Genomic DNA, 14,083 nt, shown 5'->3' with positions numbered 1-14,083 from the left:
TCAGCTTCTCCGTCTTTGGACTCATGCATGGACAGGCAACGCTCGGCGTGAATGTGCGAGGTACGCTGAGGTATTAGAGGGAAGGCATAGCCTCGGCAACGGGATCAAAAACCATTAGAAAAAACGAGAATCTCGGAGGAAAAGAACAAGCTGCATCCCCGCAATGAGACGGAGCGCTGAATCCGGGAAGCGTAAGGCGAAAAACTGTGATCCGATTATTGGGAAAGATGAAAAATCCTAAAATTCCATATTCACCATTCCAGGCAAATGAGGACGAAGCTATTTTGACAGTTGAGTACTCTTCTGCAGAGGGTTGAGCACCTCACTCCCATGGATTCCAATCAGATTCAGAATTCATACTATCATTTGCGCTTCATGGTTGCCCTTGCGATAAGCCTAGCACTCATCACGCTATGCTTCAAGATCCCACTGCGCTTCGATCCCGCTCCAAAATCATGGAGACTGAGTCTCAAGCCTCATGGCATCAGTACGGAAATTGAACGGAAAATATACCTACCCCCCGCTACCGACATAAAGCCAATCGGATCCAATGCCGGGACAGATGCCGTCACTATTGAGTCTAATGAAATCATCGCTCATGAGGACACGATTCCCGAAATCTCCCAGCCACACCCTCTTAATACTTCTTCTATTCCTGTACTGAATTATGCGGAAATTATGCCACAAATACAAGGTGGACTGGGAGCATACTACATTCTGATTGATTATCCTCAAGAAGCTATAGTCCAAGAAATTGAGGGCAAGGTGACACTCACATTCACCGTTAATCCAGATGGTACAGTAAGTAACATTCTAGTCTCTCATCCCTTGCACGCTTTGCTTGATTCTGCTGCCGTACAAGCATTGCGTCGAACGCGATTTATCCCCGGCCGACATCTGGGTAAATCTGCAAGAATCCGGATGCGTCTTCCGGTTCGCTTCGAACTTATTGATCCGGTGGACTCTACACGGACAAAATAATTACCGCCGGAATAGACTCCGAAGCAGTGAGCGCATGAATCCTTGAAACATACCACGAACGATTCGTCCAAATTCTGATCCAATGGACATTAGACTGGTGGGTAAACATAGGATGATCCCAATCCTAAAGGAATCCCCAATACCCAATAAAAAACGAGAAACACTGTCCAGGCAATCAGAAACGTGACTGAATAAGGAATCATGATGGAAGTTAATGTCCCAATTCCCGTCTGCTTGAAATATTTCTGACAGTAAACCACCACTAGGGGAAAATACGGCATAAGTGGCGTGACGATATTGGAAGAAGAATCTCCAACCCGATAAGCCGCCTGCGTCAAATCTGGCGAGATCCCGACCTGCATTAACATAGGGACAAATATTGGTGCCAAAAGTGCCCACTTTGCAGACGCAGATCCAACAAAGAGATTCACAAACGCAGTAAGCAGGATAATCCCCATAATCGTGATAGATCCGGGTAGCGCCATTGCCTGCAGTGCGGCTGCTCCTTTAAGTGCCAGCAATGCTCCAATATTTGATGAGCCAAAGGCATGAACAAAAAATGCGCAAAAGAAAGCCATCACAATATAATACGCCATCCCATTCATCGCCTTCGTCATCGCATTCACCATATCTTTTGACGATCTGAATACCTGGGCAACATACCCGTATACGACGCCAGGAACGAGAAATAATAGGAAGATGAGCGGCACAATCGACTGCATGATGGGGGCCTGAAACGAATTCAATGACCCGCTATCATCCCTGAATGGAGAGTCAGATGGTAACAGAGTCAGAATAAGCACCACGATTCCAAGTAGCATTATCCCCGTGGCCCACCAGAACGCCTTCGATTCTGTTCCGCTAATTTGATCCATACCCTCGGATCTCTCAGCGCCCTGATCTACGGGCGTGTTTCTCCAAAGGCGAGGCTCTACAATACGATCTGTGATATACCACCCAAGGGCGATGATCAATCCGCTGGAGGCCATGGTGAAAAAGTAGTTACACAGGGGATTGACCAAAATGGCCGCATCAAGAATCTGCGCTGCTGGCTGTGTGAACCCCTGCAAAAGAGGATCAAGGGCAGATGGGAGCGGATTGGCACTGAAGCCCCCCGAAACTCCTGCAAAGGCGGCGGCTATTCCGGCCAATGGATGGCGACCGGCCGAATGAAAAATCACGCCCCCCAAAGGAATAACCAGCACATACCCTGCATCTACCGCGCTGTGACTCAATAAACCGACCAAAACGACTACCGGGGTCAAAAGCCCTATGGAAGTCTTTGACAAGAGTACTTTAATCCCCGTATTAAAGTACCCCGCCTCATCAGCCACTCCCACGCCAAGCATTGCAACCAGTACCACACCAAGCGGAGCAAACCCGGTAAAAATTGAAACCATCCGACTCATAAAGTCGGTGATTGCACTACCAGTCAATAAGTTATTGATTACCAGCGGTGCGTCGGTGCGAGGATCAATGACCGAAGAGAAAGAGAAATTCGATAAGACTGCACTCAGGATCCAGACGACAACCAATAACAATAGAAAAAGCATTGACGGATCTGGTAATTTATTACCGACCACTTCAATTCTTCTCAGACATCGGTCCAAGAAGGCTTTCGTCGGTTCAATACTAGGCGTTTGATTCATGAATTAGAAGATAATGTGAAGGCGAAACATAACATCTGCAGCCCGATCAATCAAAATCACTTCTCGACACAATCTGTAAATACTTCATTTGAGATTCTGTAATGATCAGGTCGTATTGAAAAATATTGGCTCTATATATTCAGAATGATGTTGCTACCTTGAGGGGTTGAATTTTATGAGGAATTTCCGAGACTGTATTTCGGTGTAGGATTTCGTATTGGAGCCACCTACAAATCCAGTCCAGAACATTCAACAAGGTTACGTTTTTTGAAATTCACATCAAAATGGAATCTTTTTATCGCGTGCAATTTAGTCCTAGAAGACCTCCTAGTGTAGTTTTTGACAGCACAGATCTCAAAGTTTCATGCACACAGGAGGCGTTGAAATCCATTCCACGAATTTCACCTTCTTGCTGACATTCGTTCCGTATCTGTTCAAGATCTCCTGCGAGTTGGATTTGAAGTATCCGTACGATTTGAATGTGAACATCAGGTTCCATTCCATCAAAAACCGCCATATAGAATGCTCTTGAGGCCTCTTAAAAAGTGGTTTCGAAATAGAAGGTTCCAAATTGGCGTAATTAAGCCAAAAAATCAATTTGGCATGAAAATTATGGTTTAGACCTCGTTATGCCCAGAATAAACTGGACGGACTTACGATGGAACATAAAAAAAATCTATCAGAATAAATGCCACCAATTGTGGTACTCGAGTAAGATGGAGAGTGCTCTCCCCGATCCCTGTGAATGACTATTGTATTTCAGGCACATCTAGGCTTAAAGTCTCATTAAGTTCGTTTTTCAAACAAGACTCTCGCAAAATCCTGCTCCAACCTGTGAGATATGCTTCTAGGTACCCCCAAAGCTTTGGCCGCCTTCAAACGGAGGATTTTGCGTGAAAATCTATATCAAGAACAGCTGCTCCCACTAAGTCGTAACTCCCCGTAGAATGGGACGTCCTGCTTTTGTTTTTGCAAAATTTGAGACCGTTTTAGCCAAAATTCATGCTCTCTCACCTGTTTTTGTAGTGGAATCATGATTGAAACAGCAGAAATACGAACAATTCACAGACGATTACCCTGAAAATCTTAATTTCGATGAGCAAAAAACGAGTTAGTGGGAGCAGTTGTATCAAGAACATCTATGATTTAATGTTAAAATTACTAGAAAACATTTCAAGGATAGGCTCCGTAGAGATGTTGGTGTCTCGCGGAGCACCATTTCTTTCCCTCGTACGGATGCGAAGAATATTTGTGTTCTTGGCAATATTGTCTTTTACCCATACAGCTTTGGGCAACCCGGTGGAAACGATTGCGATTAGTAAGAATTTGGATGGTCCAGTTGCTGATCCTCCTGTGATTTGTTCAAGTCATTTCAGGTCGTTCCCTCTGAATTTCGCTCTCTTTTCTGGAACACCTACTTGCTCATCCGAGAATGAAGCAGATGGCCCTGACATGGTCACCACCATATCTGACGGCGATACCCCCCCTGCGTTTACCATCGATTCCACCAGTAATTCTGCAGGGCCAAAACCACCCACAAATTTAACTGCAACGACTAGAGGGGCAACCGTGATTGAATTAAGTTGGTATCCACCAGTAATTGGTCCCGTAACTGGTCCCGACGAAAATGTAGAATATTTGGTGGATCCATCAATTACAGGGTACAGGATTGAGGTTTCTTCGACAGGGGCTGAGGGCCCTTGGACAACGATGGTCGCCAATACGAAAAGTTCCGCAAGGTTTCACAACCTTATATTCGCCCCTGAAACAACCCGGTATTTTCGAATCAGTGCGTTTAATGAGTATGGTGAAAGCGATCCCTCAAATGTTGCCGAGGCTACCACGACGGCACCATCAGTGCCGGACTCCCCGATTGATTTTAGATCCGAAGCAAGTCCATTTACGATAAGACTTTCGTGGAAGCCTCCATTGGAGACCGGAGGGGCTGCGATCACCGGCTATCGAATTCAATTCTCACCTCACGTCTCAATAGGCCTCGCTGACGCTACCGAGTCATGGTCCGATTTAGCCAATTTGGGGCCTACGACTACGACGTATACCAAACGTAATCTTGAACCTCTAACTGGTCGTAACTTCCGGATTTTTACGATCAATCGCCTCGGTGAGAGTAAGCCTGTACACACCCAAAATGTTACCATAGAAGCCGCTACTCCTACCGTCCCAAACCCGCCTACAGAATTAAATGCTGAATGGAATTCACAAGAATCTGGTATTGGCTTAACATGGAGACATACAACTTATAATGGAGGATTAGATCTCACCGGTTACCGAATTGAGGTGTCTTCTAACGCGGGTACATCTTGGTCACACCTGAAGGAACTTGCCCCTGAGCAGAATACTTTTTTACATTTTGGACTGCCAATAAATACGACCTACTTTTATCGGATCCGTGCTCTCAATGTTCGGGGCCCTAGCCGTCCTTCAAACGTTGCTACTGCTACTACAGGTACTACCACAACAGTGACGCCACCTAGTTCTCCAACTGATTTGACAGCTAGTCCATCAGGCTCGGATGCCATCATTTTAAGGTGGGCTGAACCCTCAAATACCGGAGGAGCGGCGATCACCGGGTACCGAATTCAGGTATCTCCAGATGGGAACACTGGCTGGACCAATCTTTATTCAGGTCTATCAACGACCTATACGCATAGAGGGCTCACGGCCGGAACGACGCGTCATTACCGGGTTTATGCCAGCAATGGCACTGAAAGCGAAAGCATCGCTTCCAATGTTGTCACCGCCACCACGACTGCAGCAATATCACCACCGGATGCTCCCACTGGTCTGACAGCCAGCACCTCGAGCCCAAGCACGATCATTTTAAGTTGGACCGAACCCTCAAATACCGGAGGATCGGCAATCACCGGGTATAGGATTCAGGTGTCTCCAGAGGAAGAAACTGGCTGGAGCGATCTTCATACAGGTACATCAACGAACTATACGCATAGCGGACTTACGGCTGGGACGACACGCTATTACCGGGTTTATGCCAGTAATGAGTTTGGTGAGAGCGGCTCCTCAAATACCGCAAATGCTACAACGAGTGCGGCCACAGAACCAACTGCACCCACTAGCCTGATTGCAGAGCCCTTTGGGACAACCGCAATCAAGCTGTCTTGGAGCGCGCCACTGGAGAGTGGGGGATCCCCCATCACAGGCTACCGCATCGAGGTTTCTGCGGATGGTACGACAGGCTCTTGGTCGGACCTGCAAACCAGTGCCATCGAAACGACGGCCTACACCCATGAAGGGCTCAGGGCTGCAACAACACGGCACTACCGGGTCTATGCCATGAATGCAATCGGTGAGAGTGACGCCTCAGGTGTAGTTAGTGCCACGACGGAGGGAATTGGTCTGCAGTTTGCTGGGGAAACTGGATCTCATACTTATACTATGAACACTGTCATACCCTGGTACGTTCTGCCCGAAGCACATGGTGGTATGCCGCCGTATGCCTACACGCTCACTCCGGCATTGCCCGAAGGACTTGATTTTGATGCATCCATGCGTACAGTAAGTGGGACACCGACCACAGCGATGTCTGCGACGAACTATATCTATCGGGTAACAGACGCCGAGGGAACGGCCGTTAATTTGATGTTCACGATTGAAATTGTGGAGGCAGTGGTATTCAAGGGAATGATTCACGATCAATCTCTCGCCCGTGGACAACTCATGGATCCACTGATGTTTCCGGACGCATCAGGGGGCGTCGCCCCAATTGTGTACGAACTTACACCTGGGCTACCAGAAGGCCTGATCTTTAATGAGCAAACACGAGCTTTGTCAGGAACCCCCATGATGGTCACTCAGGCACCGATACATCTCAAGTACAGTGCAACCGACACAAACGGCTCTTCTGATAGTCTGACGTTCACGATTGAGATATTTTCTCCAGTGGCCATCGAGAATACAGTCTTGCCAAGATCCTTTACGGTACACGGCAACTATCCAAATCCGTTCAATCCTTCCACGCGAATTCAGTTTGATCTTCCAGAGAACGCACTGGTGATATTGCAGGTCATGGATGTGCTGGGTCGCGAATTGATGAGGCTGCCAGTGAAAGAGTTTGATGCTGGTTACAGCCACGGCATTGATCTCAATACAACCAACTTAGCGAGTGGCAACTATCTCTACCGGGTGATTGCGACTGGATCGAATGGACTGTACGCGAAGACTGGACACATGACACTGGTAAAGTAAAGCCGCTAAGAAGTACATACGTGGATGCTCCCGTATATCACAAGGGATGCTACTATCCTGAATTTTTAACCACGTTTTTTGATGACAATCTGGTCTGTGTCATCGAGGTGGTTAGACGTATTCGAGGATGAGGTTTCGGTCCTGCAACCAAGAGATGGGTCCTTGGGGTCCGACATATCCTGCTGCGCGGAGTTCGGTATTATGTGCGCGTCGGGTGAGTCGTACAGTGATTTGATCCTTCTCAGAGATGACTGTGGCGGGGGCCTGTACGAATTTTTTGAAGAGCGTCTGGCATTTGCAGGTTTGATATCGAGGTCCCAGTCGGTGTGCTAAGACCTGATAGAGGGTACTGGCGATGAGGGTCAACTGTAAGTCCAGATCAATTCTCAACGGAAGTTCCCCCCTTTTCGGTTTATTGGAGGCACGATTTTCCCATAGATTTGGGAGGTTTTTTTAGAGGATTTATTGATTTTCTGTGCGGAGTATCCGCGGAGGGTTGTCCACCATTCGGTGGATCGCTGCTTAGAGCAGTTTGACGTTCAGAAGCTTGAAGGCCTGCTTTTGCAGAGAGCTGATCTGCTCAAACATCACGATCGGCTGGGTCGTCTCTGATTTGAGTTTTGGAAGGATCACCAGGCGGGATAGCTTCGAGAGTTGTTCCATCAGACTGGCATAGCTCAAGGCCTTTTCTCCCGCCTGGGTCCGTTTGGTTCGGGCCTTCTTTTTGGCCAGTTCCGAGCGTTTGGCGGGTCCCACGACTGTCGTGCGCTGCGCCTGCGGATCCTGCTCTGAAAACAACATCGGGGCCAACCTCTGGCGCAGATGATATTCCACATAGCAGGCCAGCATGCACAAAAAGACATGAGCCACCACCCGGTCTTTGGTTCGATGGCGAATCGGACGGATCTGCAAAGAGGTGGATTTCAGGGTGCGAAAGGCCATCTCGACCTTGGACAGGCGTTTGTAATGGGTCACCAGTTCGCTTGCCTCCGGGTCCTGTTTCAGACTGGAACGAATGGCATACAGTCCATCAAATTGTGCGGCCTTTGCAAGGGCTTGGGTATTGCGGGTATATGAAAAGTGACCCTCCCGAATCTCGAGCGTGAAAAACTTTTTCATCTTGTACTTGCCCACCCACTTGCCCACCCGCAGTCCGATCTTTCCCGGGTCCTTCAACCGGCCTTCTTGGGTTGCCTGGACAATCCGGTCTAATTTCTCCTCCGTTTTGGTCAATAGCTCTTCTCGGGTCTGTTGGTTCTTTGCGGCCTGCAAGGGGTTTTTGCACAGCACCAGACGTTCCTTGGGATACAGATCGCTGAAGACCTCCACCAGGTCCTGTTCATCAAACAGGCTCATCTGCAGCCCTTCCTGTTCGACCACCTCACGGAGTTCATGCTTTTGCATCGCCGTGATCCAGTCCAGCCCCGCGGGCAAGTCCTGAATCTGTTTCTGCTTCAGGATCCCCCGGTCACCAACCAGGACCACCTGCTTCAGACCAAAGCTCGTTTGAATCTTTTCCACTTGGGCCGGCAGCGTGGCCGTATTGCCAGCAAAGACCTCCACCGACACCGGACAGCCTTCGGAGTCGGTCATCCATCCATAGACTACCTGCTTTTTGCCCTTCTTTTGGTCGCGGTTGTCCCCGAAAGCCGCCCATTCATTCTTCTCGCCCTCCACATCGCTGGACGTTACATCGTAGAGCACCAGACTCCCGTCTTGCAGATGTCGGCTCGCCAGCCGACATTCAATCTCGGTCTTGCGCTGGAGTAACTCGTCCATCGCATCATAGAGATCGTCCTCATCCACGCGTTTGAGTCCAAGCTCCTGATTGAGTGTGGTTGAGGCCGTGTGCGCATCCAGCATGGCACTGGTTTCGAGCTTACTGCCGGGCCGGATCACGCGTGCGGCGATCATGCCAAGAATGAGCCGGCGAAACCGAGCGTTCTTCGAAGCAATCAACTCGGGGATCTGGAGTTGTTTCATGATCCCCAGGACGGCGGCGACGGGTCCGTGGGGGCAATTGCTTTGGATGTCAAAGGCGTCTTCAACGGATTGGATGGCCGTGCCTCCTTTGAGGAGAATGCGAAGTCCATCAATGACGGGCTGTGGCCATTTGGTGATATTGGCGAGGGTGGTTTTGACGATTTTTCCATCGACACGTTTGGACTCTCGGATGAGCCAGGTGGGGTTGGAATTACGATTGGGGATTCGGGCAACGTACATGGGTACTTAATGAAAGTTGTATCGTGGATAATATAGAACATAATGAGGAATATATACCTATAAAACGCATCGAAACTCCGAAACTTCGAACATATATACATGGGTACGTGTCTGCCGCCACAATCTCCTCAAAACAATGACCAAAACAGAGAAATACGCCTCGAAAACCCCGAAATAGAGGGCAAATCACGACGAAAGCCCCCCAATATGTCTGCTCCAGACAACAATGTCAGAACAAAAAATGAAAAATCTCAGAAAATAGGGGGGAACTTCCGTCTCAAGGGCACGGTACTCGAGAGCGCGTCCATATGGAAGAAGTTAATCGCATCCTCGATGGAATTTTCAATCAGCATCCGTCTGGCATATCGGTCAACGAGTTCCGCGGGTTTTTCTTCCATTCGATTGGTCATCAGCAGGGTTGGTTTCTCGTGGCCGAGTCCCTTGACCGCAATCTGTCGTAGGTCTGCGGAGTAGTTGCGAACCGTTACCGGTTCGTCGATCACATGGGGGGTGGCATACTTTCGACCAATATTGTGGAGTTGGATCTTTTTCCAATCCGATGCCGGGCGTTGCTGGATCTTCTCGACAATGGCCGGATGTCGTCGTCGCAGGGTTAGAAAGTAGATCTTTCGCTGATTGAGTTCGTTGAGATTCGCATAGGTGGTAAAGCGACTATCAAAGACGAGTTCTTTGGGAGGCCGCCCGGTGCGTTGTTCCCACACATCGATGAATTCCAGGACGGCGTCATTTTGTCGGGCCTTGGTCATGGTTGCATCGCCGTAGATGAGCATACGCTGACTGGCTTCGCGGGCGACCATGGCCAAGATCCCCCGTTGTCGTCGGCTGCGTTTCGAGACGAAATGTTTCTGCATTACGGCCTCGTCTCCATGATAGGGAATGGTGATCAAACCCTACTTGAGAAGCATTTCGTCTCTAAGCGCAGCCGCCGACAACGTGGAATCCCGACCGCCTTGGCGCGCGATGCAACCTCCAGCGTCTTTTGCTATGCCGATACCACGCTGCGAAAAGACACCCAGAATGATGCCATTCTTCGCTTTGTTGACGACTGGAAGGCCCGTACCGGAGACCTCCCGGGAGAGTTGGTCTTTGACAGCCGCTTTACCACCTATGCGAATCTGGCTGAACTCACCAGACGCGGAATCAACTTCATCACCTTACGACGCCGACATGCCGCCCTGCTCCAACAAATCTACACACTTGAGCCAGAGGCTTGGACTCCAACCCGTCTCTCCAATGTTGGACGTGCGTATCGCAACCCAAGTGTCGCCGAGCAAACGGTGAAACTCAGAAACTATCCCCAGGATGTGCGACAGCTCTTCGTGAAACACTTGGGACATGACAAGCCGACCGTGCTGATCACCAATCAAATGGAGCGTACGGCAAGCCAACTCATCGACCGGTATGCGCGACGCATGATAATCGAAAATGTCATCAGTGATGCCATTGACTTCTTTCATATGGATGCGTTGAGTTCCGCCGTCCCGATGCGAATCAATGCAGATGTACAACTCACGGTCATGGCCAGCATTCTGTATCGACTTATGGGCGTCCGCGTTGGGGAAGGCTATGAAACCGCGGAGGCACGCAGAATCTATCGTGACTTGGGGCGACAGAGCGGGAAAATCACCATCGGTCAGGATGACATCCTGGTCCAGATCCGATCTCGCGCCAAAGCAGGCTACCTGATTGCGGCCGGATATCCCGAACTCCGTCAGAATATCCCATGGCTTGGTAACAAAACCCTGCGGATTCAGTTCTCCAGACACGCCTAAAAATCACCGCCAAATTCCTTCGCGGAAATCCAGGCTAGAGGATTCAACAAATCCCAAGGATGCACGTCGGTATGGACCTGAACGTTCGGCGCATGCACCTGACCGAGTGCCACAACAGGAAAAAACAGAACCCAAGGACCAACGGAGTACAGGATATGTCTGATGCAGGCCCTGAGACTATGCAAAACGTCAGGGATTCCCACTAACTTGTTTTCGTTTATCAAAATGGCCCAAGAGCCATATGTTTATACGGCAAACCCATGAAAACATTTCAAGTATTCTATATAGGTCTAATAAAAAGTGGGGGCGCGAATGCGTATGTTGCTCTGCGTCTCATTCAACCTATATGCATAATGTACACCCATGTTTATATCGGTCTCGATGCCCACACGAGGAACTGTGTTCTTGGGGCGATTGATGCAGACGCGAATGTGGTGTCGGTTCACGATTTTCCAACCTCAGAAACTGGCTTGATTCGCCATGTGAAGGCCTTGCCAGCCACGTTCAAGTATTTGGCGTTGGAGGAATCAAGTTTGGCTGGCTGGATCGCCGGAGTTCTGACGCCTCATGTAACGGAGTTGATCGTGTGTGATCCGGTACAAAATGCGTTGATCAGTCGCGGTGGGAGCAAAGATGATGTGCGCGATTCTCTAAAACTTGCTCGTCTGCTTCGGTTGGAGGAATTGAAGCCCGTCTATCACAACCATGATCCAAGCCGTGTAGACTTCAAGATGGTCGCGCAACAGTATTTGTCGATCACCAATGAGATTGTTGCCTTGAAAAACCAAATCAAATCCAAGTATTATCAGGGTGGCGTTTTGAAGATTTCAGGATCTTTGGTGTACCGCAAGGCGCATCGGCACTCCTACTTGAAACACGTCGAATCCGAGGCGATGAAGAAGGTAATCCTGAATTTCTATGATCCGCTGGATTGCATGGTGCGTGTTCGTGAAAACGCGTTGTTGCTGATGCAGGAACTTGGGAAAAAGTATGGAGAAATTGAGCAGTTTCAGCGCATTCCAGGAATTGGAGTGGTGGGCGCTCATGTGTTTAGCGCGTTCATTCAAACGCCTCATCGCTTTGCGACCAAGCAGCAACTATGGAAGTACTGCCAATTGGGGATTCGAGTACGGCAAAGCGGAGGAAAGAAATTGTCTGGGGAGTGTCTGGATCGTTCTGGAGCCAGTGTATTGAAAGCCATCAGTTACCAATGCTGGATGTCTTCACTACCTGCCAAAGAGTCCAACGAAGTCTCCCTGTTTTATCATGCTTCGGCGAAGCGTACGCAAGATTTGACCCGTGCCCGGTTAAATACCCAGCGAAACGTACTTGCAACACTTTGGACCATTTGGAGAAAGAATGTAGATTACCATCCACATCTTTTTTACAGACCACCTGTATCCGCGAGAAAAGCGAAGCAATAGGGATTTCAATGTACCTTGCGACTGATGCTTGCGGATCTGGTAGCCGGGATATGCTCCGTTGGGAATTTAGTCTCCACCTGGTGGAAAGACTCAATGTATAGGTTAGCAACCCGGCCTTTATGCCCGATAAGACGTTAGAGCCCGGATCGATCAATGGGACTCTCATAAACGAGTTTGGCAATAGAACAGATGCTCTCAGCCCAGTCTTTGAAATCTGCACAAAGCAGATGATCGCATTGCACAAATAAGAAAAACCAGTGATTGTTTATCCGAGGAATTGCAAAGGATACAGAACGCGCCCTTCAAAAATTTCACGATCTTTGAAGGTGTAGGAGAGATGTGTGTGAAACTTTTCTTTTTAAACGAATTCCCAAAATATTTCCTTTTGCATCATACCGTTGCCCAAATTAACCAATGCATGAACCAATCGCAGTCAGTATAAGTAATGGTCATTGCAATGTCAAACCCCTGATGCAATTGCCTATCTTGGTTCACCTAATAATGAATCGTTTCTACAATAATGGGGATAGAACCATTTATAATTTCAGGTCAATACAAAGCACTAATCTTGACGGTCCCAGGTAAATGTTCAATTGAGCAGAGAGAGTCTGCATCCATCGCAGATGGGTCCGTCATTATTGAAGTGGAGTATTCAGGGATTAACTACAAAGACGCATTGGCCATTACGGGAACGGGCAAAATCGTGCGGGCACCTTTTCCGTTTGTGCCAGGAATTGATCTGGCAGGTATAGTCTTAAGGTCTGAGCTTGATGGCTATGCACCAGGAGATCGGGTCGTTCTAACTGGTGGCGGACTTGGGGAGTCATGCAGTGGAGGGTATTCGCAGCTGCAGTCGGTTACGCCCGAGTATTTACTGAAGCTTCCTGAAGGGATGAGTACACGCACATCCATGATATTGGGCACGGCAGGTCTCACGGCGATGCTGAGTGTGATGTCTCTGGAAGATCATCGGATTATGAATGGAGAGATTCTCGTTACAGGTGCATCAGGGGGCGTGGGAATGATCGCAGTCAAATTACTCGCAGGTCTTGGATACACCGTGATAGCGTCCTGTGACAGTTCGCATTTATGGCATAAAATTTCGGGCTTGGGAGCGTCGAGAACAATCGGCCGGATCAAAGCCAGCCGACCACTTGAGCATGCTTTGTATGATGGTGTGATTGATGCTGCAGGGGGAAAGGTATTGGCTGCAGCTCTGGCCAAGGTGAGGCGTCACGGATGTATCGCCGCCTCCGGGAATGCAGCGGGCACCGAGTTAACAACAACCGTGTATCCATTTATTCTCCGTGGTATTACGCTTGCCGGGATTGATTCAAACACGGCGTCCATGCAGGACAGATTGACTGCTTGGCGGCGGTTGCACGCACTCATCCCTGAACACGAGGTCGACCAGCTTTCGATGGGAACCGTTGGTTTAGAGGATATAGAGAGTGTTTGCCGAGCTAAGATGCAGGGTAAGGCTCCCGGTAGGTTCCTAGTTGATCTTAACAGTAAAGGATAACGTCCACAAATACCCCACACAACGATATACCTAGATACTAGATGACCCCCGAGGGACACACCTAAATTAGAGTAACAGCGACTTGGGTACATCTTTTGCGGATGATGTATTTCACATCAAAGATGATAGCCCATAATATTCATCATGACCTCTCTACGCGTTCCAACGAGTCCATTTGTATGGTATTCAGCGAAGATTTCCGATATGGGATGAATCCTGACTTCGGCGGTTACCTCTGTCACAGGGGCATTGGAGTGGGATTTTTGG

The 14,083-nt window shown here is 48.9% G+C and carries 8 protein-coding genes; 5 read left to right on the top strand and 3 right to left on the bottom strand.

The window, feature by feature from the left end:
- Positions 1–291: 291 nt before the first annotated feature.
- Positions 292–981 carry an energy transducer TonB gene (locus F4Y64_03105; GenBank protein MXX96587.1) on the top strand — a complete coding sequence of 230 codons (690 nt, stop codon included), beginning with the start codon at positions 292–294 and terminating at the stop codon, positions 979–981.
- An 89-nt stretch (positions 982–1,070) separates the two neighbouring features.
- Here the strand turns inward: F4Y64_03105 and F4Y64_03100 are convergent, their stop codons facing one another.
- Positions 1,071–2,630 (bottom strand): AbgT family transporter, encoded by a 1,560-nt coding sequence (locus tag F4Y64_03100; protein ID MXX96586.1) that lies wholly within the window; start codon positions 2,628–2,630, stop codon positions 1,071–1,073.
- A gap of 1,095 nt (positions 2,631–3,725) precedes the next feature.
- Between F4Y64_03100 and F4Y64_03095 the strand changes: the two genes are divergently transcribed.
- Positions 3,726–6,854 (top strand): T9SS type A sorting domain-containing protein, encoded by a 3,129-nt coding sequence (locus tag F4Y64_03095; protein ID MXX96585.1) that lies wholly within the window; start codon positions 3,726–3,728, stop codon positions 6,852–6,854.
- Between the two features lie 522 nt (positions 6,855–7,376).
- Here F4Y64_03095 and F4Y64_03090 read toward each other — a convergent pair.
- Both F4Y64_03090 and F4Y64_03085 read right to left on the bottom strand, forming a co-directional pair.
- Positions 7,377–9,077, bottom strand: coding sequence for an IS1634 family transposase (locus F4Y64_03090; GenBank protein MXX96584.1), 1,701 nt, complete (start codon positions 9,075–9,077; stop codon positions 7,377–7,379).
- Positions 9,078–9,328: 251 nt separating this feature from the next.
- Positions 9,329–9,949 (bottom strand): hypothetical protein, encoded by a 621-nt coding sequence (locus F4Y64_03085; protein ID MXX96583.1) that lies wholly within the window; start codon positions 9,947–9,949, stop codon positions 9,329–9,331.
- Here F4Y64_03085 and F4Y64_03080 point away from each other — a divergent pair.
- The 3 genes from F4Y64_03080 to F4Y64_03070 all read left to right on the top strand — a co-directional run bounded on the left by F4Y64_03080 (position 9,938) and on the right by F4Y64_03070 (position 13,816).
- On the top strand, positions 9,938–10,870 hold the full coding sequence (locus F4Y64_03080) for a transposase (protein ID MXX96582.1): 933 nt from the start codon (positions 9,938–9,940) through the stop codon (positions 10,868–10,870). The two genes, F4Y64_03085 and F4Y64_03080, sit on opposite strands and share 12 nt — an antisense overlap.
- 260 nt (positions 10,871–11,130) lie before the next feature.
- A complete protein-coding gene (locus F4Y64_03075) occupies positions 11,131–12,294 on the top strand; it encodes an IS110 family transposase (GenBank protein ID MXX96581.1) in 1,164 nt (387 codons plus the stop codon).
- Positions 12,295–12,814: 520 nt separating this feature from the next.
- Positions 12,815–13,816 (top strand): acryloyl-CoA reductase, encoded by a 1,002-nt coding sequence (locus F4Y64_03070; GenBank protein ID MXX96580.1) that lies wholly within the window; start codon positions 12,815–12,817, stop codon positions 13,814–13,816.
- Positions 13,817–14,083: the final 267 nt, after the last annotated feature.

The sequence above is a fragment of the Rhodothermaceae bacterium genome (assembly GCA_009838195.1).
GTDB lineage: Bacteria > Bacteroidota > Rhodothermia > Rhodothermales > Bin80 > Bin80.
Note: the sequence above shows the minus strand (reverse complement) of the source record. Positions and strands in the feature narration are given on the sequence as shown.

Excerpts from the sequence above, each read along its gene's own strand:
- F4Y64_03100 (MXX96586.1), bottom strand. The coding sequence starts at position 2,630 with ATGAATCAAACGCCTAGTATTGAACCGACGAAAGCCTTCTTGGACCGA.
- F4Y64_03095 (MXX96585.1), top strand. The coding sequence starts at position 3,726 with ATGAGCAAAAAACGAGTTAGTGGGAGCAGTTGTATCAAGAACATCTAT.
- F4Y64_03090 (MXX96584.1), bottom strand. The coding sequence starts at position 9,077 with ATGTACGTTGCCCGAATCCCCAATCGTAATTCCAACCCCACCTGGCTC.
- F4Y64_03080 (MXX96582.1), top strand. The coding sequence starts at position 9,938 with ATGTTTCTGCATTACGGCCTCGTCTCCATGATAGGGAATGGTGATCAA.
- F4Y64_03085 (MXX96583.1), bottom strand. The coding sequence starts at position 9,949 with ATGCAGAAACATTTCGTCTCGAAACGCAGCCGACGACAACGGGGGATC.
- F4Y64_03075 (MXX96581.1), top strand. The coding sequence starts at position 11,131 with ATGAAAACATTTCAAGTATTCTATATAGGTCTAATAAAAAGTGGGGGC.
- F4Y64_03070 (MXX96580.1), top strand. The coding sequence starts at position 12,815 with ATGGGGATAGAACCATTTATAATTTCAGGTCAATACAAAGCACTAATC.